Here is a 21,876-nt window from a genome sequence, read left to right on the forward strand (position 1 = left end):
AATTCAAGGTGGAAATAAATTAATTGCAACTATTGGATTAAAAGATATAGTAATTGTAGATACTGATGACGTGACATTAATTTGTCATAAAAACAATACTCAAGAAGTTAAAGAAGTTATTAGTAATCTAAGAATTTGTAATAGAAATGAATATTTGTAAAATAAAAAGATAGGAGATTACGTATGAAAAAAGCTTTAATTACTGGAATAAATGGTCAGGACGGCTCGTATCTGGCAGAATTATTATTAGAAAAGGGATATGAAGTCTACGGACTTATGAGAAGAAAAAGTGTAACTACTTTTGGAAACATTGAGCATAGAAAAAATGAAATTAAATTTATATATGCTGATATGATAGATTTAGTTTCATTAATAAATGCAATGAAAATTTCTCAAGCTGATGAAGTATACAACTTGGCAGCACAGTCATTTGTAGGAACTTCTTGGGAGCAACCTTTTGCAACTGCTGATATTGATGGAATTGGAGCATTAAATATATTAGAAGCTATAAGAACTGTAAAACCAGAAGCAAGATTTTATCAAGCTTCTACTAGTGAAATGTTTGGATTGGTTCAAGCAATTCCACAAACAGAAGACACTCCATTTTATCCAAGAAGTCCTTATGGAGTAGCAAAATTATATGGACACTGGATAACTAAAAACTATAGAGAAAGCTATGACATGTACGCATGTTCAGGAATCCTTTTCAATCATGAATCTGAAAGACGTGGAAAAGAATTTGTAACAAGAAAAATCACAGATGCAGTAGCAAGAATAAAATTAGGAGTTCAGGAAGTACTAGAACTTGGAAATCTCGATGCAAAACGTGACTGGGGACATGCAAAAGACTACGTAAGAGCAATGTGGCTAATGCTGCAGCAAGACAAGGCTGATGACTATGTAATTGCAACAAATGAAACTAGAACTGTTAGAGAATTTGTAGAAACAGCATTTAGACATGTGGATATCGATATTGCTTGGGAAGGCAAAGATATTAATGAAGTCGGTAAAGATTCTAAAACTGGAAAAATAGTTGTTAGAGTGAATCCTGAATTCTTTAGACCTGCTGAAGTGGATATTTTAATAGGAAATCCTGCAAAAGCTGAAGCTAAATTAGGATGGAAAAGAGAAATACCATTTGCTAAATTAGTTGAAAGAATGGTGGAAAATGATCTGAAATTAGTTAAAAAAGAAATCAAATTAAAATCACTTTAAGGAGAACAAATGAAAGCATTAATAACAGGTGTTGATGGCTTTGTAGGAAAATATTTATCTGAATATCTTTTAAAACAGAATTATGAAGTATATGGAACAACAATATCAGAAAATTATAAAAATAATAAAATTAATGTAGAAAAAATGAATTTATTGGATACAGAACAAGTCAATAAAGTTATAGATGATATAAAACCAGATAAAATATTTCATCTTGCAGGTCAAAGTGCTGTGGGACTTTCATGGGAAAAACCTGTTTTGACTGTAAATATAAATGTGAACGGGACATTAAATTTACTTGAAGCAGTAAAAAATTACAGTAAAAATTCAAAAATATTAATCATTGGTTCAAGTGATCAATACGGTCCAATAAAACCAGAAGAGTGCCCAATCAAAGAAAGTAAAATTCAAAATCCTCAAAGTCCTTATGGTGTAAGCAAAAAAGCACAGGAAGAAATGTGCAAACTTTATGTGAATGCTTATAACATGAATATAGTAATGGTAAGAGCTTTTAATCACATTGGAGCAGGGCAAAGTAAAAACTTTGTTGTAGCTGATTTCGCAAGTAAAATTGCCAAAATTGAAAAAGGAAGTGAGCCTGTATTAAAAGTGGGGAATTTAGAAACTTTTAGAGATTTTACAGATGTCAGAGATATAGTTAAAGGTTATGATCTACTTTTAGAAAAAGGAAAAATTGGAGAAATTTACAATATTGGTTCAGGAAAAGAAATTAAAGTAAGCGAACTTTTAAAAAAATTAATAAGTATGTCAAAAAAGAAAATAAAAATAGAAATTGATCCTGCCAAATTCAGACCTGTAGATGTACCGCTTGTGGTATGTGATAATACTAAAATTAAGAAAGATACAGGGTGGAAAACTGAATTTTTTATTGATGATACATTGAAAGAAGTATTGGAATATTGGAGAGATATTCTAAAGTAATATTTTATGGAGAGGAGAGAATAACAAAATATAAGTTATTTAACCACTATGTTTGATAGAATAAAAGAAATTTTAAAATTTAAGGAAATGATAAAAAGTTTCACAATTCGTGAATTAAAAACTAGATATAAAGGTTCTTTTTTAGGTTTTCTATGGACTTTTTTAAATCCGTTATTACAATTGTTAGTATACTCTCTTATTTTCCCTTTTATTTTAAGAGTAAGTGAAAAGAATTATACAATGTTTTTATTTGTGGCATTAGTTCCATGGGGATTTTTTACCAATTCTGTACAGGGTGCTGCTAATTTAATCATAGGAAATAGTAATTTAGTAACAAAAGTTTATTTTCCAAGAGAAGTTTTACCCATTGTCCATACAATGAGCGGGTTATTTAATACAATTTTTACATACATGATTGTATTTCCTATGTTAATATTATTTAAAATACCATTAACAATACACTTAATATGGTTACCAATTATTTTAATCGCACAAACAATCCTAAATTTGGGATTTTCATTAATGATATCAAGTATTAATGTATTTTTTAGAGATTTAGAATATTTGATTAGTGTTGGTTTAATGGCACTCTATTTTATGACACCAATTATGTATAATCCAGATATGTTACCTAAAATCGTTCAAAAAATTTTGATAATATGTAATCCTATGACAGGATATGTTATTTTATATAGAGATATAATGTACTATGGGGTAGAACCACGGTATAAATTATTTGCATATTCATTGTTTTTATCAATATTTATACTTTTTTTAGGGTATTCTATATTTCAAAATTTACAGAAAAAATTTGCTGAAATATTATAAGAAAGTAAAGGTGAAATTATTGAAAGATACTGTTATTAAAATAGAAAATGTTACAAAAAAATTTAAACTATATTCTGATAGAGCTACTTCTTTGAAAGAAAGAGCAGTAAAAAAAATAAAACATGCATATAAAGAATTTTATGCTTTAAATGATGTATCATTTGAAGTTAAAAGAGGTAGCACTGTGGGATTAATTGGAAAAAATGGAAGTGGAAAAAGTACATTATTAAAAATGATTAATAGGACAATGTTTCCAGATAAAGGAAAAATTACAATTAATGGGAAAATAGCAAGCTTAATAGAATTAGGTGCTGGATTTCATCCTGAATTATCTGGAAGAGAAAATATTTATAACAATGCTACTATCTTTGGGTTTACTAAAAAAGAAATTGACAAGAGAATTCCTGAAATTATTGCTTTTTCAGAATTGGAAGAATTTATTGATAATACACTTAGAACATATTCATCAGGAATGTATGCTAGATTGGCTTTTTCAGTTGCTATACATGTTGATGCTGATATTTTGTTGGTCGATGAAATTCTAGGAGTTGGAGATATAAACTTTCAAGCAAAATGTGCAAATAAAATTTATGAAATGAAAAATAATGGAACAACTATTATATTAGTAACTCATGATATGGGAACTATAGATAGACTTTGTGATTATGCTGTATGGCTTGATCGTGGAAAAATGGTCGAAAAAGGCAGTCCAAAAGAAATACAAAATGCATATTTGAAGTATATGGCTGAGGAACAAGAAGAAAGACAAAAATCTGAAATAAAAGAAAAAATTAAAGATAATGAAAATAATCTAGAAATAGATAACTTAAAAAGTAAAGATAAAAGAAAAAAAATAAATCATTTAGGTGATCATTTTGGTAATGGAGATGTTATTTTTACTAGCTGTAAATTACTAGACGAAAAAGGTGTAGATAGACGTTCTTTTAACACAGGTCAAAATGTAAAACTACAGGCAGAATATTTATGTCAAGTTAATCCAGAAGAGTTACAAGTTAATATAGGATTTGAAATTAGTAATACACAAGGAACATATATTTATGGAACTAATACCTCAAGAGAAGGACATAGAAAACTTAAATTGCAAAAAAAAGGAGTAATAGAAGTTAAATTAGAAAATCTAAATTTATTACCTGGAGACTATAATATTGGAATTGCTATTGCTGATCTAGAAGAAAAAGCAAGCTATGATCATTATAGAAATATTGCACAATTTAAAATGTATAGCAATATACATGATGTAGGATTAACAAGAATAAATCATCATTTTATTATAGATAATAAAAATATTGAAGGAGAAAAATAGTGGATAAAGAAGAAATTACAAAAATACTTCAAGAAAAATATAAAAAAAATTATAAAAAATATAAATATGATTTTAATGACCATGAATTTGAAAAATTAAGTCTAAAACTTTTTGAAAGTTCTAAACATTTTACAAGAACTTTTGATTATGATCTTGGAAATACACGAGGAATAGGTAATAAAATAAAAAGATTTATAAAAAAAGTTATAAGAAAATGTACGAGATTTATGTTACAGCCATATGCAGAAAGAATACATAGATTTCAGGAATTAAATGGTGAAATAACAGGGACTTTAACAGAATATGCTAAGTATAGCAACAATTTGTTAAATCACTCACAAAATGAAATAGAATCTCTTAAAAACAAATTAATCAATTTTGAAAGCACTTTATGGAATATAATAAAAGAAAAAGATAAAATTCAAGAAGAACTTTCAAAATATGAAAGTTACTCCCAATGTGGAGAAGATAAAATCATTGAGTTTTTATTGTCTTATATGGGAGAGAAAAATATAGGAATATCGTATTTAGATATTGGGTGTAACGATTATAAAAACTTAAGTAACTCTTATTCACTTTATAAAAAAGGAATAAGAGGAGTATTAATAGATGCTAATCCAGTTTATATTGATGAAATAAAAATGTATAGACCAGAAGACATTATTTTAAATTGTGGAATTGGAGCTAAAAATTCAGAAAAAATGAAATTTTATATACTTAATACGCCAGGATTAGATTCTTTTGATTTAGAGTCTATAAAAGAAGCTCAACGTCAAACTCCTTGGATTGAAATTGTTGATGAGATTGAAGTTCCAGTTTATACATTAGATGAAATATATGAAAAATATTTTGCTAGTGTTCCTACAATTGTTTCATTAGATGTTGAAGGTTTAGAGATGGATATATTAAAATCTACGAATTTTGAAAAATATAGACCATATATTTTTATTATAGAAACAATAGAATACCGTGAAAAAATATCTTTGACAAATAAAAGAAATGATATTATAGACTTTATGCAAAAAAATGATTACGTAGAATATGCCTTCACAGGGGTAAATTCTATATTTATAGATAAAAGAAAATAAACAGAAAGGAGCTTGTTATGAATATAGGAATTGATTTAAAGCCCTTTTTTTCTGGTTCAAAATACAGAGGAATAGGAATGTATTCTAGAGAACTTATTTCTGAAATTTTAAAAAATGGGAAAGATATGAAATATCACTTTCTAAATTTATACGGGGATTATCTTGGAGATCCTGTTATAAATCAACATAGCTTTTTGTATCAGTATTATACAGGACCTAAAATTCTAGATGTAGGTGAAAAGCAACTTTTTGATAATGATTTGACAGAAGAAATTATAGAAAAATCAGTAAAACATTTTTTAGAACAGAGTAAAATAGATATAATGCTATTTACTAGTCCAAATGAATATGGTAATTTTTATAAAGCAGAATGGTTTAAGAATGTGTACACTGTAGGGATTTTATATGACTTAATACCCATGATTTTTCCAGAACAATGTTTATTTGATCCAGTTTATAAAGCTAATTATGAAAAATCAATAGAATTTATAAAGAACTTAGATTTATTGTTAGCAATTTCTGAATCAGCTAAAAATGATGCTGTTAAACTTTTAGGAATTGATGAAAGTAAAATAGTAGTAATACACGCTGGAATTAATCAAGAATTTAGAAAATTAGAGAAAATAGAACATAAAAAAATTAAAGAAAAATATAATATATCAAAACCTTTTATTTTATTTGCTGGAGGAATTGATTTTAAAAAGAATATAGAAGGATTGATAGAAGCCTATTCTCTATTACCAATAAATATAAAGAGCAGGTATCAATTTGTGATAACTGGAAAAATGGCAGAGGAAACTAAAAATCATTTTATAAAAGTTTCAGAAAAATATAATGTCAAAGATGATATTGTTTATACAGGATACGTTTCGAATGAAGATTTAATACAGTTATATAATATAACAGAATTATTAGTGTTTCCTTCTCTTTATGAAGGATTCGGATTACCAGTACTTGAGGCAATGGCGTGTGGAACAAGAGTTGTGACATCAAATAATTCAAGTTTAATTGAAATTGCTAAAAATTATGCAACTTTAGTTGATGCAAGTTCTCCTAAAAAAATAATGAAAGGAATTAAATATGTATTTGATAATCCAATTAAAACTTTAGAACTTGCTGAAAATTCAATTGAATATGCTAAAAGTTATACTTGGGAAAAAGTTTCATACAAAACATTAGATGCAATAGAAAAAAGAATTAGTAACAGAGATAGTATTCAGGAAAAATATGAAAATTTAGTTGTTACAGAAAAATTATTAGATAATATTACTTTACTTTTTGCTAAGAACAAAATTCCATTTAATCAGGTTGAAATTGATAAAATAACTGAAAATTTAATATTGTTACAAAATAATGAGAATAGTAATGTACTTGAAGGAAAAACAAGAATTCTTTATGATATGACAGTTGTTCATGAATGGTTAAAAAACAACTATAGTACGGGAATTGGAAGAACATCTAAAAAGTTATTTGATTCTTTGAAAAAAAGAAATATTGTATTACCTGTTGCAATAAGAAAAAATAAAAAAAATAAACTACAAGTTGAATTAATTTCTATGGAGGATTATTCTTTAACTGGGAAAATAATAGAATTAAAAGGAAATGATATATTTTTTATGCCTGAATTTCAAATTAGAGGAATTCAAGTTCCTGAGAATCATCCTTATGCAAGTGAATTTAATAAAAAAGGAATAAAATCCTATGCAGTAATTCATGACATTTTACCGTTACAACTACCTGATTTCTTTGAGTCTAGTACAGTAAAAGGATTTAAAACATACTTAGAAGAAGTTTTAAATAATTATTCTGGAATAATAACAGTTTCAGAAACTGTAGCAAAAGAAGTTATAGAATATAACCAAAAGAATCATTTAAAAAAAATAGACAATATTTTGAAAGTAGGTTATCTACATTGGGGATATGATACTTTTAAAGAGGAAAATAGAACAGAGGTTGGATATGGAGTATCAAATTTTATTAAAGGTAATGAAAATGTATATTTAATGGTTGGTACAATTGAACCTAGAAAAGGATACAAATTAGTTTATGATACTTTTAAAAAAATGTGGAAAGAAGGATTTGAAGGTAAACTATGTATTATAGGACATATAGGGTGGAAAATGGAAGCATTTGTTGCGGAATTAAAAAATCCTAAAGAATTTAGCAACAAAATATTGTTTATCGAAGGTGCTTCAGATTCTGAACTTGCATTTGCATATAAAAATACAGATGCTTTAATTCAAGCTTCTGCTGGAGAAGGTTTTGGTTTACCATTAATTGAGGCTGGTTGTTATAATTTACCTATAATTTGCTCAAATATACCAGTTTTTCATGAAGTTGCAGGAGAAAATGCTATTTTTTTTGATAGAAATGAAAAGGATTTAGAAAATAAAATTTTATTTTTTGAAAAAAATAAAGAAACAAAAAAAATACCAGAATCTAAAAATATAAAGCCTTTAACTTGGGATGAAGTTTCAGATAAAGTGTATTCTATGATTGTAAAAGATAAAAATTGGTATTCGGATATATAAAAAATACTTAAAAGAGGAGTTTTTTATGAATAAGAAAAGAATTTTACTAGTGTATCCTCATAATTTCCTTCAGGGATTACATGGAACAAATATGAATATTTATCAATTAACAAAAGTATTTAAAGAGATAAACTATAATATTGATTTATTTGCATATGAAGGATTTACTCCTGATTCAGATTTTTCTAATTTTGAAGATCAAAACAAAGAAAAATTAATTGATAAATTATATGTTTATGATTTTAGAAAAAGTAAAAAGATAAATAAAGTATCAGTTATTAATAAAATAAAAAATAAAATAAAGTCTAAAACAGAAATACATTTACAAGATTGGACTAATTGTGAGATTCAGGATTATTTTGATAAGATTATTAGCAATAATAAATATGATACTGTTATAGTAACTTACTCATACTTAGCTAATTTAATTGTTAAAACTAAAAATAAAATAAACTATGAAAAAATTTATTATATGATAGATAGTATGTTTTTACAACAATATTCATGGGATAAAAAGGTAAATAGGAATTTAACTTTGGGAAAATTAATGGATGAAGAATTGGAACGATTAAGATATTTTGATAAATTTTTTTGTGTTTCAAATGATGAAAAAATTCTTTATGAAAAGTTATTAGAGAAAAAAATGCATTTTATACCCCATTTTTCTGATAAAAAAAATTATAAGTTAAAACCATTATGTGAGAGAAAATGGGATGTATTTTTCATAGGTTTTGACAATCCGTTTAATGTAGAAGGATTAAATTGGTTTTTAGATGAAGTTTACCCTTATCTTGATAAAAATCTAAAAATTTTACTGGTTGGAACATCTACAAATAAAATAAATAATTCGTATTCTAATGTGGATATAATTCAATATGCTCCTAATCTAGAAGAAATTTTTGAAAATATAAAAATATCAATTTGTCCTATGTTTAGAGGAACTGGAATAAAAATAAAAGTTGTTGAATCAATGGAAAATGGACTTCCAGTTGTCTGCACTGAAAGAGGAGTAGATGGATTCCCTGATAAGACAGAATGTGGATGCCTTGTTGCTGAAGATGCAAAAGAGTTTGCAGAATATATAAATAAACTACTTGAGAATGAGAATTTTTATAATGAAATTTCTCAAAAAATTAAAAATTATTATAATAAAATTTTTGATAGAGAGAGATATATAAAATTAATAAAACAAGTTTTAGTATGATATTAGATCTTATACATTATCATAGAAAGAGAAGTGATATTTATAACAATGAAATTAACAATAAAATGGGGAAAAATAAAAGAGTACTTTTTGGTTTTATTTATTACAATGATTTTAACATATATTATTTTAAGAATAGATTCAATAAAGTGGAATTTACCTATATCATATTATTGGGATGGTTTACTATGTAGTTTTGAAATAAAAACTATTTCTGATACAGGGTGGTGGTTTAAAAATCCTTATTTAGGTGCACCCTTTGGAGCATCATTTTATGACTATAAAGGGTTTTATTTTGATAGTTTTTATTTAGTAATAATAAAAATAATTTTGTTATTTACTAAAAATTGGGGAATAGCATTAAATATATTTTATATAAGTATATATCCCATAACATCTTTAATTAGTTATTTTGTTATGAGAAAATTTAAAATAAATTTTCTTATTTCATTAATGGGATCTTTAGTATTTACTTTTTTAGAATATAGATTTTTAAGAGGAGGATTTCATTTATATCTATCTGCATATTATTTAATTCCATTAGTAACTTTGTGCATTTATTATATTTATATAAATGATGATATTTTAGTTTTTAATAAGGATTATATAAAAAATAAAAAAAATATAATGGTGTTTATGATATTTTTTTTATTGCCTATGACAGGAGTTTATTATACATTTTTTACTTGTCTTTTTTTAGCAATTATTTTATTAATCAAAATAAAACAAATTGAAATTATAAAAAAAATATTTACAGCTTATGGATGTATAATATTTTCTGTATTATTACTATATTTACCAGGAATAGTATATAATTTTCAAAATGTTCAAAATTTTGAAAAACCATATAGAGCAGTTTTAGAATCAGAATATTATGGATTAAGGATTTCAAATTTTTTTATTTCAAAAAAATTAGAAATATTTTCAATTCCAAGAATAAAAGAATACTTTAACTATATAATGGAATCAGGCGAAAATTCAGAATACTTAGGTATTGTTGGTGTTCTAGGTATATTATATTTGCTCTATTATTTGTTTAAAAAGAAAAAATCAAATAAAAAAATAGAATTATTATCTTATCTAACTATTGGAGGAATTTTATTTTCCGTAAAATCAGGTTTTGGAGTGTTGTTTTCAATATATGTTAGTGGTTTAATTAGAGGTTATAATAGAATTTCCGTTTTTATAGCATATTTTTCAATATTAGCAATATGTATTAAAATAAATGATATTGTAAAGAACAGACATAAATTTAAGCTATTTTATAATTTAATAATAATTATCATTTTTTCTATTTCTATTTGGGATCAAATACCAAAAGATGTTAGATATAATAATCAAGCTGTAACAGAATATAATTATAAAAGTTCAAGAGAAAAATATGAAAAAATATTTAATAGTGATAAAAAATTTGTATCTTACATAGAGAATCAACTGGGTGAAAACGGAATGGTCTTTCAATTACCTTATTTTAAATTTCCTGAATCGGATTATGTTGGAAGTATAAGTGACTACCAAATGATGAAAGGATATTTACATTCAAAAAAAATAAAATGGAGTTATGGAAGTTATAAAGGAAGAAATGAAGATTTATGGAATAGACAAATTTCTAATTTACCAATATCTGAAATTTTAGAGAAAATTTCAATTGTAGGTTTTAATGGAATATACATTAATAAAAATGGTTATAATAATGATGATTATAAAAAATTAGAGAAAGAAATAAAAAATATAACAGGTGCAAAACCATACTTTAGTGAAGATGAGACTCTTGTATTTTTTAATATTAAGGGATATTCCGATACTATAAAAAATAAATATTCCAAAAAACAATTGTCTGAAAAAAAAGAAAAAATTCTTAATGAATTTATAACAACTGATGGAATTTATGATACAGAATTTCTTGGAACAACAGAAAAAGTTAAACAGAACTGGGCAAAAAATGAAATAATAATATATGTTATTAATAATACAGAAAATAATAAAATATTTAATTTTAATTCTAAAGTTTTTACACCATCATTAAATATGTCTAGTATGGAATTTAATGTGAATGGAAATAAACATACATATAGTATAAGTAAAAAAGGTACAGATATAAATTTTAGTGTAAAATTAAAAAAAGGAAGAAATGTAATAAAAATAAAAACAAATGCTCCAAAATATTATGCACCTCTTGATACAAGAGAATTATATATAAGATTTGAAAATTTAAAAATGGAAATAAAATAAATAATTATGGGGAGAAAAAATGAAAAAAGAACAGCAATTAAAACAAGAAATTTTAGAAAAAGTAAAAGAGTACTATGAAGTAGCTCACAAAGATAAAGAATTTGTAGAGGGAGAAAGTAAAATATCATTTGCTGGAAGAGTTTATGATGAAAAAGAATTAGTAAATTTAGTAGATTCATCATTAGATTTTTGGCTTACAGCAGGAAGATATGCGGATGAATTTGAAAAAGATTTTGCTAAATATATGGAACAAAAATATTCTATAATTGTAAATTCGGGATCTTCAGCTAATTTAGTGGCATTTTCTACATTAACTTCTGAGAAATTAGGAGATAAAAGATTGAAAAAAGGAGATGAAGTTATTACTGTTGCTGCAGGATTTCCTACTACTGTAAATCCAATAATTCAAAATGGAATGGTTCCTGTATTTGTTGATGTGGAGTTAGGGACATATAATATAAAAGTTTCTGAATTGGAAAAAGCTGTTTCAGATAAAACTAGAGCAGTGATGATAGCACATACATTGGGAAATCCTTTTGACTTGAAGGCGGTAAAAGAATTTTGTGATAAGTATGATTTATTTTTAATTGAAGATTGTTGTGATGCCGTTGGTTCAAAATATGATGGAAAAATGGTAGGGACTTTTGGAGATTTAGCAACTGTAAGTTTTTATCCAGCACATCATATAACTATGGGAGAAGGTGGAGGAGTTCTAACAAGTAATTTGTTACTAAATAGAATTGCTACATCATTTAGAGATTGGGGAAGAGATTGCTATTGTGATCCAGGAAAAGATAATACATATGGTGCAAGATTTAAAATGCAATTTGGTAAATTGCCTTTTGGATATGATCACAAATATGTTTATAGTCATATCGGATATAATTTAAAAGTTACCGATATGCAAGCAGCAATCGGAGTAGCTCAACTGAAAAAAATAGATTATATTGTAGAAGCAAGAAAAAATAATTTTAAAAAATTATGGAAAGGTCTTGAAAAATTCCAAGATTATTTAATTTTACCAGTAGCAACTGAAAATTCAGATCCATCTTGGTTTGGATTTCCAATTACAGTAAAAGAAAATGATAAATTTACAAAAAATGAAATTGTTGAATATATAGAAAATGCAAAAATTTTAACGAGACAATTATTTGCAGGAAATATGACAAAACAACCAGCTTTTTTAAATACAGAATGTAGAATAATTGGAGATTTAGCAAATACAGATTATATAATGAATAATACTTTCTTTATAGGAGTTTATGCAAAAATTGGTGAAAAAGAAATGAATTATATTATTAAAACTTTTGAAAGATTTTTTGAAAAAATTAAATAAGCAATAGCTTAAAATTAAAATAGAAGTGTTTGATAAGTTATTTTATATCATATAAATGTAAATTTATTAAACAAGTATAAATATATTTCGTTAAGAAAGGATTATTTAATTATGAAAGTAGTTATATTAGCTGGAGGACTAGGAACAAGATTAAGTGAAGCAACTCATGCAATTCCAAAACCAATGGTAGAAGTTGGTGGAAAGCCGATGTTGTGGCATATTATGAAAATTTATTCGCATTATGGTTTTAATGAATTTGTAATTTGTTGTGGATATAAAGGAAATGTAATAAAAGAATATTTCTTGAATTATTTTTCTCGTATGAGTGATATTACAGTAAATTTAAAAAATAACGAAGTTGAAGTACACAAATCTAATAGTGAAGACTGGAAAGTGACATTAGTTGATACAGGAGCAAGTACTTTAACAGGTGGAAGAGTAAAAAGAATACAGGAGTATATCGGAAATGAAGCATTTTTACTTACTTATGGAGATGGAGTATCGGATGTAAATATAAAAAATCTTGTTGAATTCCATAAAAAAAATGGTGGAAAATTGACAGTTACTGCATATCAGCCACAAGGGAAATTTGGTTCGTTAAATATATCTGCTGAAGATAACAATGTTAATAGTTTTACAGAAAAGCCAGCTGGAGATAACATGTGGATAAATGCCGGGTATTTTGTATGTGAGCCAGAAGTTTTTGATTATATCACTCATGGAGATGAAACTGTGTTTGAAAAAGAGCCATTGGAAAATTTAGCAAAAGATGGAAAAATGAGAGCATTTAAACATACAGGATTTTGGAAACCGATGGATATTTTGAGAGATAACAGAGAATTAAATTCAATGTGGGAAAATAACAAAGCTCCTTGGAAAGTATGGGAATAGAAAAGGAGACGAGAATGAAATATTTTAATGATGTTTATAAAAATAAAACAGTATTAGTTACAGGACATACAGGTTTTAAAGGTTCCTGGTTGTCTATTTGGTTAAGAGAGTTGGGAGCAAATGTAATTGGTTATGCTCTTGATCCCTATACTGAAAAAGATAATTTTGTACTTGCAAAATTGGAAGATAAAATAATGGATATTCGTGGTGATATTAGAGATAAAGAACATTTAGAAAGAGTTTTTGAGCAATATAAGCCAGATTTTGTTTTTCATCTTGCAGCACAGCCTTTAGTTAGGTTATCTTATGATCAGCCAGTTGAAACTTATGAAGTAAATGTAATGGGAACTATCAATGTTATGGAATGTATAAGAAAGACACCTAAAACTAAAGTAGGAATAATGATAACAACAGATAAATGTTATGAAAACAAAGAACAAATTTGGGGATATAGGGAAAATGAAGCATTTGGAGGGTATGATCCATACTCTTCTTCTAAAGGTGCAGCAGAGATAGCGATAAGTTCTTGGAGAAATTCATTCTTTAATCCTAAAGATTATGAAAAACATAAAAAAAGTATAGCCAGTGTAAGAGCAGGTAATGTTATAGGTGGGGGAGATTGGTCACTAGATAGAATAATTCCTGATTGTATAAGAGCTTTGGAAAAAGGTGAAGCAATAAACATAAGAAATCCAAAAGCTATAAGACCTTGGGAACATGTTTTGGAACCTTTAAGTGGATATTTGTTATTAGGACAAAAAATGTATGAAGAACCATCTAAATATTGTGAAGGTTGGAATTTTGGTCCGAATCTTGATTCAATTGTTCCCGTTTGGGAAATTGGAGAGAAAATAATAAAATATTATGGCTCAGGGAAATTAGAAGATAAGTCTAAAAAAGGTGAACTTCATGAAGCTAAATTACTAGCTTTAGATATTACAAAGGCACGATTTAATTTAGGGTGGAAACCTAGATGGGATATTGACAGGACTATAGAGAAAACTGTGGAGTGGTATAAAAATTATAGTAGTGAAGATGTTTATGGATTATGTGTGAAACAGATTGAAGAATTTTTAAACAATAAAAAAAATAAAGATTAGAGGTTAAGTTATATGAAAAAAGTATCATTAGTTATACCATGTTATAATGAAGAAGGTAATGTGATTCCAATATGTAATGCTATAAAAGAAATATTTTCTAGAGAATTACCAAAATATGACTATGAATTGATATTTATAGATAATAAATCAAAAGATAATACTCGAAATCATCTTCGATTATTATGTAAAGAAGATAAAAGAGTGAAAGCAATTTTTAATATTACAAACTTCGGTCAAAATAATAGTCCTTTTTATGGATTGCTTCAAAGTACAGGCGATTGTGTAATACATATTTGTGCAGATTTTCAGGATCCAGTTGAAATGATACCAGTTATGGTTAGAGAATGGGAAAAAGGAAATAAAGTAATTAGTATGATTAAAAAAAGCAGTAAGGAAAGTAAATTGATGTATTTTTTTAGAACAATATATTATAAACTAATTAAAACTATGAGCAAAGAAGAACAAATAGAACATTTTACTGGCTTTGGATTATATGATAGAAGTTTTATTGAAATATTAAGAAAAATAAATGAACCTATACCACTTTTGAGAGGAATAGTGGCAGAATATGCTCCAGATCATTTAGAAATTGAGTATGAACAACAACTTAGAAAATCTGGCAAAACATCCAACAATTTTTTTTCTTTATTTGATGTAGCAATGCTTAGTTTTACAAGCTATACTAAAAGTGGTCTTAGAATAGCAACTTTTTTTGGATTTATAGTATCTTTGACAAGTCTTTTAATTTCTGTCATATATTTCATCTTAAAAATTTTATATTGGAACAAATTTAATATAGGAACTATCCCCATATTAGTTGGTGTATTTTTTTTAGGGGGACTTCAATTGTTTTTTATTGGATTACTTGGGGAATACATTATGAATATGAATATAAGAATTATGAATAGACCATTAGTAATTGAAGAAGAAAGAATAAATTTTGAAGAGGAAGAACAAGGAGAATAATATGGGAGAAATAAAATTATTGGATGCTACATTAAGAGATGGTGGTTTTGGAATAGAAGATGCTGTAAAAACAGGATTAAAACCAAAAATTTATACTGAAGAAATAATAAATAGTATAATTTGTTATTTAAGCAGATCAAATTTAGAAATAATAGAACTTGGTGCAATAGAAATAACTGAAAATAATTCAGAAAAATATTGTATTTATCAATCTATTGAAGAAATTTCTAAAAAAATTCCATTAGAATCTTCTCAAAACCAGATGTATGTGGCTTTATTTAGAGGTCCAGATATTCCTATTGAAGATATACCAAATTGGAATGAAAAATATTGTAAGGGAGTAAGAGTTATAATAAGATATTCGGAACTACAAAAATCTCTTGATTTTTGTAAAGCATTATCAGAAAAAGGTTATAAAGTTTTTGTACAACCAATGTTGACATTAAGGTATACTGAAGAAGAATTAGATTTAATTATAAAAGCATCTAATGAAATGAAGGCATATGCGTTATATTTTGTAGATAGTTATGGATACATGACTAAAAAAGATGTAATTTATTTTTTAAAAAAATATGATAAGAAGTTAGATCTAGAAATAAAAATAGGATTTCACAGTCATAATAATTTAAATTTAGCTTTTTCGAATGTAAAGGCTTTTATTAATTATAAAACAAATAGAGATATCATAGTAGATTCTTGTGTATTAGGTATGGGACAAGGGGCAGGAAATTTACAAACAGAGATTATTTCAGATTATTTAAATAAATATCATAATAAGAAATATGATTATAATATGATATTAGAAATTTGTGAATTAATTGAAAAATTTTCTCCAAAACCTTTGTGGGGATATACTATAACTACTTTATTACCTGCTATTCATAAAGTAGCTTACAAATATTCTATTAATTTAAGAGAAAGATATGGATTATCTTATACAGAAATAAATTATTTATTGGAAAATATTTCAGAAGATTTAAGGCACAGATATACACAGGAAAATTTAGATAAATTATTGTATTCAATGAAGAAAGGTGAATAATAATGAAAGTTGCTGATTATTTAGTTGATTATTTGATAAAAGTAGGAGTTACAGATATCTTTGGGATACCTGGAGGGGTACTACTTGATTTTGTTTATGCTCTAAATGACAGAAAAGAAGAAATAAAAACTCATCTTTTATACCATGAACAAAATGCAGGATTTGCTGCAATTGGGTATGCACAATCAACTCAAAAAATAGGAGTAGCATTTGGGACTAAAGGACCTGGAATTTTAAATTTAACAACTTCGATAGCTGAAGCTTACTACGATTCTGTCCCTTCGTTGTTTATAACAGCACATTCATTAAATGATACTACTGATAAAATGAGAACTATTGAAGATCAAGAAATGAACATACTTCCGATATTTTCTACAATTACAAAATATTGTACAAGAGTAGATGATGTTGATAACTTTGTCCTAGAAATAAATAAATGTATAAATATTGCAAATTCTGGAAGAAAAGGTCCCGTTGTAATTGATATTTCTTCAAAAATATGGAATTATAATGTTATTAAAGGAGAAATTAAAGAAAAAAACATTGAAATAGATAAAAGAAATGAATATAAAGAAGCGATTGTTTCAATTGAAAAAAATCTTAAAATATCTAAAAAACCGTTAATTCTTATAGGAGATGGTATAAGACAAGCAGGAATCGAAAAAGAAATTATAGAATTTTTAAAAAATAATAAAATTCCTGCTATTTATAGTAGAGGTTCTCAAGATATAATGGCTACATATCCTGACATGGCTTTTGGTTATGTTGGAAGTCATGGAATTAGATATGCCAATTTTATATTATCTGAAGCTGATTTATTAATATCTTTTGGAAATAGAATGTCTTTTCCAATAAATTCAAAAAGCTTTTTAGATATTTTTAATAATTGCAAATTAATTAGATGTGACATAGATAAAAGTGAATTTATACGGAAAATACCAAATAGTGAAAATTTTCAATGCGATATAAAAGATATTTTAAAAGAAATTGCAACTAAAAAAATGGAAAGAAAAAATGAAATTAAATGGTTGAAAAAATGTAATAAAATAAAAAAAATATTATGGACAATTGATACTGAAACACCAGTAAAAGAAATATCACAAATGTTAAATATTTTCTATGGAAATACAGGAGCAATTGTTGGTGATGTTGGAAATAATGAATTTTGGTTGTCAAGAGCTTATGAGTTATCAAACAATAAAAATAAAATATTATTTTCAAGATCATTTGGAACTATGGGAAATTCAATTGGAAAGGCAATAGGTGCTTATTTTGGATTAAATAAAAGTATTGTTTGTTTTATTGGAGACCAAGGACTTCAAATGAACCCACAAGAACTACAATTTATTTCTAAAAATAAATTACCAATACACATTGTAGTAATTAATAACAGTTCTTCAGGAATGATAAAATCAAGACAAATAAAAAAATATAATTCTAGATTTTTATTAACAACAAAAAAAACAGGTTATAGTGTAGTAGATTTAAAAAAACTTTCTGATACATATAATTTTCAATACATTCAAATTAATTCTACAGAAGATATTTACAATAAATTAGAAAATTTTGATTATAAAAAACCTTTATTTATTGATTTTATTATTGATGAATCTATTGATTTAGAAATATCCTTACCTATTGGAAATAACTGTAAAAATATGGAACCTAAGTTAAGGAAAGGTATATTTAAGGAATTAGAAAAATTATAAAATTGGGAGGAAAATATGAATTTTTTTTCAGGTAAAACTATATTAGTAACAGGAGCAACGGGATTAATTGGTAGCAATCTGATAGATAATCTTATGAAGATTAAAGGAGTTAAAATAATTGCCTTAAGTTTAACAGAAGAAAAAATAAAAAAAAATTTTAAAAAATATATTGGAAACAAAAATTTTAAATATATTGCTCGTGATATTTCATTAGGTATTGATGATTTAACCGAAACTATTGATATTTGTTTTCATGCAGCTGGATCAACAGAAGGAAGTAAAGTTTCTAATTATCCAGTTGACATTATTATGCCAAATTTAATAGGTATTAAAAATTGTTGTGATTTTATGGTCTCTCAGTATAAAAATAAAAAAGTTAAAGGGAGATTGATTTTGTTTTCATCAGCTACAATTTATGCTAATAATACAAATGAAGATTTAGTTGTAAAAGAAAAAGATACCAATTATACAGAAGCATTAAATGGAAATAATGCATCTTATTCCCAATCTAAAAGAATGGTAGAAGTTATAGCACAGGCATATAAAAAACAATTTAATATAGATTTTGTTACTGCTAGATTTAGCTATGTTTATGGAAGTACAAAATCAATTCCTAATACTGCTTTTTTTGAATTTATAAAAAAATGTATCAAAAGGAAGGATATTTTAATAAATAAATCAAATACTCCCAAAAGAGATAATATTTATATAGATGACGCAATTGAAGCACTTCTTATTGTTTCTGAAAAAGGTCTGACAGGTGAAGCTTATAATATTTCGTCAAATCAAGAAAAAGAGAATTATTTAGCAATTGATGAAATAGCAAATGTTATAGCAGAAGTTTCGAATGAATATTATAGTAAAACTGAAAATTTTAGAAGTATTTCAGTTTTATTAAAAGAGAATATTTCAAAAAGAACTCCTGGACTTATATTAGATAATACAAAATTAAAAAATTTAGGATGGAATTTGAAAACAAATTTTAGAGAAGGTGTTAGAAAAATTTTAGAAAATATTGATACAGCAAATTAAAATAAAAAAGAATTGAGAAAAATGAATTTAATAAAAAAATATATAGAAAAGTATAACAGTTTTATAAAATTTGCTATAGTTGGATTTGGAAATTTATTTGTATCATTGGTGACTTACTATATTCTTGTATATTTTTCTATAAATTACCAGATTGCAAATATAGGCGGATTTATAACAGGCAGTATTAATGGATATATTTGGAATAAATTATGGGTATTTAAGAGTTCAAAAAAAAATTTGGGTTCTATTATAAAATTTTATTTAACCTATTTAAGTACATGGATTTTAAGTGCTATTTTATTATATATTTGGATTGAAGTAATAAAAATATCCAATATAACAGCTCCAATTATAAACATTTTTATAACAACACCTATAAACTATTTTATGAATAAGTTTTGGGTATTTAAACAAAGATAAAATTTCTAAGAGAAAGAAGAGGATAATACAATGGTATTAGAAAAAATAAATGAGCCACAAGATTTAAAAAAATTATCAAAAAAAGAACTGAGAATCTTGGCAGAAGAAATGAGAAAAGCAATGTTAAATAAGTTAACTAAAAATTCTACAAAAGGACATGTAGGTTCTAATTTTGGTGTTGTTGAATTGACCATAGCTCTTCATTATGTTTTTAATTCTCCAGTTGATAAAATAATATTCGATGTATCTCATCAATCTTATCCTCACAAAATAATTACAGGAAGAAAAGAAGGATTTATTTGTGACGATAAATTCAATACAGTAAGCGGATATACTAATCAAGATGAAAGTAAACATGATTTTTTTAAAATTGGGCATAGTTCTACTTCAATAAGCCTTGCCGTTGGAATGGCAAAAACAAGAAATTTAAAAAAAGAAAAAGAAAATATAATCGCTTTTATTGGTGATGGAGCATTAAGTGGTGGACTTGCTTTTGAAGGATTAAACAATGCTTCTGAACAAGGAAAAAATTTAATAATAATTGTAAATGATAATGATCAATCAATAGCTGAAAATCATGGTGGATTATATAAAAATTTAAAAACATTAAGAGAAAGTAACGGATTAGCTCAAAATAATTTTTTTAAATCTTTAGGATTAGATTATAGGTACTTAGAAGATGGGCATAATATTGATAAATTAATAGAATTATTTGAAAGCGTAAAAAATATTGATCATCCAATAGTTCTTCATATTAAAACTATAAAAGGAAAGGGGCTTTTTTATGCTGAAAAATATAAGGAAACTTGGCATTACAATGGGAAATTTGATGTAGAAACTGGGAAAACAAAATCTTCCTTACCGATTTCTAATTCAGAAAATTATTCAATAATTACCTATAATTATTTAATTGAAAAAATGAAAAAAGACAAAATGGTATCTTATATTACTGCGGCTCAACCAACAGTAGCAGGATTTGATCAGTTGAAAAGAAAGTGTTTAAATGAACTAAAAGAACAATATATAGATGTTGGAATCGCCGAAGAACATGCTGTTACATTTTCTTCAGGAATGGCAAAAAATGGAGGAAAACCTGTATTTTCAGTATTTAGCACATTTCTTCAAAGAACTTATGATCAAATATCTCACGATCTTGCAATTAATAATAATCCAGCAGTACTACTCATATTTGGAGGAACATTAAAAGGAATGAATGATATATCGCATTTAGGCTATTTTGATATACCTATGATTTCAAATATTCCTAATGTTGTATATCTTGCTCCTACAACCAAAGAAGAATATTTAGCAATGTTAGATTGGGGGATAGAACAAAACAATAATCCTGTAGCAATTAAAGTTCCTAGTTGGACAGTAAGACATTCTACAGTAGAACCTGAAAAAGATTATTCAAATCTAAATACTTTTAAGGTTGAAGAAAAAGGAAAAGAAATAGCCATAATAGCATTGGGAGAATTTTTTTATTTGGGAAAAGAAGTAGAAGAACTTTTAAAAGAGAAAACAGGAATAAAATCAACATTAATAAATCCAAGATTTATAACAGGAATTGATGAAGACTTATTGGAAAAATTAAAAGAAAATCATAAAATAGTTGTAACTTTGGAAAGTGGTCAAAAAGAAGGAGGATTTGGGCAAAAAATATCTGCATTTTATGGGAAATCAAATATGAAAGTATTAAATGTGGGAGCAAAAAAAGAATTTACTGATAAAATTCCTTATGATAAATTTTTTGAAGATAATAGACTTACTAAAGAGCAGATTGTAGAAGATATACTTGAAATATTATAAATATAATAATATAAAAAGTTTTAAAATTTACTACAAAATAACAAAATAAAAATTAACAACAGCACAATAACAACTAAATAACCGTGATTAAAAATATTTTATTCTCACACTTTAAAATTTGCAATACAATAGATTTTTCTTATCAAAAATAGTATAATAAACTATAGGCAAAAAAGAAAAAAGATTGGGGATTTGTTGGGAAAAGAG

General features: G+C 25.9%; 18 protein-coding genes. All 18 read left to right on the plus strand.

The features are described from left to right. The first annotated feature begins 1 nt into the window (after nt 1). The 18 genes from ACO409_RS06005 to ACO409_RS06090 all read left to right on the plus strand — a co-directional run bounded on the left by ACO409_RS06005 (nt 2) and on the right by ACO409_RS06090 (nt 21,669). A complete protein-coding gene (locus tag ACO409_RS06005; protein ID WP_485555797.1) occupies nt 2-160 on the plus strand; it encodes a hypothetical protein in 159 nt (52 codons plus the stop codon). A gap of 23 nt (nt 161-183) precedes the next feature. Beyond that, nucleotides 184-1,215 carry a GDP-mannose 4,6-dehydratase gene (gmd, locus tag ACO409_RS06010; protein ID WP_485555750.1) on the plus strand — a complete coding sequence of 344 codons (1,032 nt, stop codon included), beginning with the start codon at nt 184-186 and terminating at the stop codon, nt 1,213-1,215. A 9-nt stretch (nt 1,216-1,224) separates the two neighbouring features. After that, complete coding sequence (locus ACO409_RS06015; protein WP_485555752.1) at nt 1,225-2,157, plus strand: GDP-mannose 4,6-dehydratase; 933 nt, start codon at nt 1,225-1,227, stop codon at nt 2,155-2,157. A gap of 48 nt (nt 2,158-2,205) precedes the next feature. Continuing rightward, the gene (locus tag ACO409_RS06020; RefSeq protein WP_485555754.1) at nt 2,206-2,985 is read left to right on the plus strand and encodes an ABC transporter permease; all 780 of its coding nucleotides are present in this window, start codon (nt 2,206-2,208) and stop codon (nt 2,983-2,985) included. Nucleotides 2,986-2,995: 10 nt separating this feature from the next. Further along, the gene (locus ACO409_RS06025; protein ID WP_485555756.1) at nt 2,996-4,309 is read left to right on the plus strand and encodes an ABC transporter ATP-binding protein; all 1,314 of its coding nucleotides are present in this window, start codon (nt 2,996-2,998) and stop codon (nt 4,307-4,309) included. After that, nucleotides 4,309-5,397 carry an FkbM family methyltransferase gene (locus tag ACO409_RS06030; RefSeq protein ID WP_485555758.1) on the plus strand — a complete coding sequence of 363 codons (1,089 nt, stop codon included), beginning with the start codon at nt 4,309-4,311 and terminating at the stop codon, nt 5,395-5,397. The genes ACO409_RS06025 and ACO409_RS06030 overlap by 1 nt, the downstream gene beginning before the upstream one ends. Nucleotides 5,398-5,414: 17 nt before the next feature. After that, entirely contained in the window at nt 5,415-7,928 is a 2,514-nt protein-coding gene (locus ACO409_RS06035) for a glycosyltransferase family 4 protein (RefSeq protein WP_485555760.1), read from the plus strand. A gap of 25 nt (nt 7,929-7,953) precedes the next feature. Beyond that, complete coding sequence (locus tag ACO409_RS06040) at nt 7,954-9,132, plus strand: glycosyltransferase (RefSeq protein ID WP_485555762.1); 1,179 nt, start codon at nt 7,954-7,956, stop codon at nt 9,130-9,132. A gap of 48 nt (nt 9,133-9,180) precedes the next feature. Beyond that, nucleotides 9,181-11,364, plus strand: a complete 2,184-nt coding sequence (locus ACO409_RS06045) for a DUF6311 domain-containing protein (RefSeq protein ID WP_485555764.1) — start codon at nt 9,181-9,183, stop codon at nt 11,362-11,364. A 19-nt stretch (nt 11,365-11,383) separates the two neighbouring features. Further along, nucleotides 11,384-12,700: a lipopolysaccharide biosynthesis protein RfbH gene (gene rfbH, locus ACO409_RS06050; protein WP_485555766.1), complete on the plus strand. Its 1,317-nt coding sequence runs from the start codon at nt 11,384-11,386 to the stop codon at nt 12,698-12,700. 111 nt (nt 12,701-12,811) lie between these two features. Beyond that, nucleotides 12,812-13,591 (plus strand): glucose-1-phosphate cytidylyltransferase, encoded by a 780-nt coding sequence (gene rfbF, locus ACO409_RS06055; protein WP_485555768.1) that lies wholly within the window; start codon nt 12,812-12,814, stop codon nt 13,589-13,591. A gap of 14 nt (nt 13,592-13,605) precedes the next feature. Further along, the gene (gene rfbG / locus ACO409_RS06060) at nt 13,606-14,691 is read left to right on the plus strand and encodes a CDP-glucose 4,6-dehydratase (RefSeq protein WP_485555770.1); all 1,086 of its coding nucleotides are present in this window, start codon (nt 13,606-13,608) and stop codon (nt 14,689-14,691) included. A 12-nt stretch (nt 14,692-14,703) separates the two neighbouring features. Continuing rightward, on the plus strand, nt 14,704-15,657 hold the full coding sequence (locus tag ACO409_RS06065) for a glycosyltransferase family 2 protein (RefSeq protein ID WP_485555772.1): 954 nt from the start codon (nt 14,704-14,706) through the stop codon (nt 15,655-15,657). 1 nt (nt 15,658) lies between these two features. Then, nucleotides 15,659-16,699 (plus strand): beta/alpha barrel domain-containing protein, encoded by a 1,041-nt coding sequence (locus tag ACO409_RS06070; protein ID WP_485555774.1) that lies wholly within the window; start codon nt 15,659-15,661, stop codon nt 16,697-16,699. Nucleotides 16,700-16,701: 2 nt separating this feature from the next. After that, nucleotides 16,702-18,408, plus strand: coding sequence for a thiamine pyrophosphate-binding protein (locus ACO409_RS06075; protein ID WP_485555775.1), 1,707 nt, complete (start codon nt 16,702-16,704; stop codon nt 18,406-18,408). Between the two features lie 15 nt (nt 18,409-18,423). Beyond that, complete coding sequence (locus ACO409_RS06080; RefSeq protein ID WP_485555777.1) at nt 18,424-19,440, plus strand: NAD-dependent epimerase/dehydratase family protein; 1,017 nt, start codon at nt 18,424-18,426, stop codon at nt 19,438-19,440. 21 nt (nt 19,441-19,461) lie between these two features. Further along, complete coding sequence (locus ACO409_RS06085) at nt 19,462-19,860, plus strand: GtrA family protein (RefSeq protein WP_485555779.1); 399 nt, start codon at nt 19,462-19,464, stop codon at nt 19,858-19,860. A 30-nt stretch (nt 19,861-19,890) separates the two neighbouring features. Continuing rightward, the gene (locus tag ACO409_RS06090) at nt 19,891-21,669 is read left to right on the plus strand and encodes a 1-deoxy-D-xylulose-5-phosphate synthase (RefSeq protein WP_485555781.1); all 1,779 of its coding nucleotides are present in this window, start codon (nt 19,891-19,893) and stop codon (nt 21,667-21,669) included. Nucleotides 21,670-21,876: the final 207 nt, after the last annotated feature.

Source organism: Leptotrichia sp. (assembly GCF_057270615.1).

Bases quoted from the DNA above. Each gene is read 5' to 3' on its own strand.
- gmd (WP_485555750.1), top strand. From the start codon at position 184: ATGAAAAAAGCTTTAATTACTGGAATAAATGGTCAGGACGGCTCGTAT.
- ACO409_RS06015 (WP_485555752.1), top strand. From the start codon at position 1,225: ATGAAAGCATTAATAACAGGTGTTGATGGCTTTGTAGGAAAATATTTA.
- ACO409_RS06020 (WP_485555754.1), top strand. From the start codon at position 2,206: ATGTTTGATAGAATAAAAGAAATTTTAAAATTTAAGGAAATGATAAAA.
- ACO409_RS06035 (WP_485555760.1), top strand. From the start codon at position 5,415: ATGAATATAGGAATTGATTTAAAGCCCTTTTTTTCTGGTTCAAAATAC.
- ACO409_RS06040 (WP_485555762.1), top strand. From the start codon at position 7,954: ATGAATAAGAAAAGAATTTTACTAGTGTATCCTCATAATTTCCTTCAG.
- ACO409_RS06045 (WP_485555764.1), top strand. From the start codon at position 9,181: ATGAAATTAACAATAAAATGGGGAAAAATAAAAGAGTACTTTTTGGTT.
- rfbH (WP_485555766.1), top strand. From the start codon at position 11,384: ATGAAAAAAGAACAGCAATTAAAACAAGAAATTTTAGAAAAAGTAAAA.
- rfbF (WP_485555768.1), top strand. From the start codon at position 12,812: ATGAAAGTAGTTATATTAGCTGGAGGACTAGGAACAAGATTAAGTGAA.
- rfbG (WP_485555770.1), top strand. From the start codon at position 13,606: ATGAAATATTTTAATGATGTTTATAAAAATAAAACAGTATTAGTTACA.
- ACO409_RS06065 (WP_485555772.1), top strand. From the start codon at position 14,704: ATGAAAAAAGTATCATTAGTTATACCATGTTATAATGAAGAAGGTAAT.
- ACO409_RS06070 (WP_485555774.1), top strand. From the start codon at position 15,659: ATGGGAGAAATAAAATTATTGGATGCTACATTAAGAGATGGTGGTTTT.
- ACO409_RS06075 (WP_485555775.1), top strand. From the start codon at position 16,702: ATGAAAGTTGCTGATTATTTAGTTGATTATTTGATAAAAGTAGGAGTT.
- ACO409_RS06080 (WP_485555777.1), top strand. From the start codon at position 18,424: ATGAATTTTTTTTCAGGTAAAACTATATTAGTAACAGGAGCAACGGGA.
- ACO409_RS06085 (WP_485555779.1), top strand. From the start codon at position 19,462: ATGAATTTAATAAAAAAATATATAGAAAAGTATAACAGTTTTATAAAA.
- ACO409_RS06090 (WP_485555781.1), top strand. From the start codon at position 19,891: ATGGTATTAGAAAAAATAAATGAGCCACAAGATTTAAAAAAATTATCA.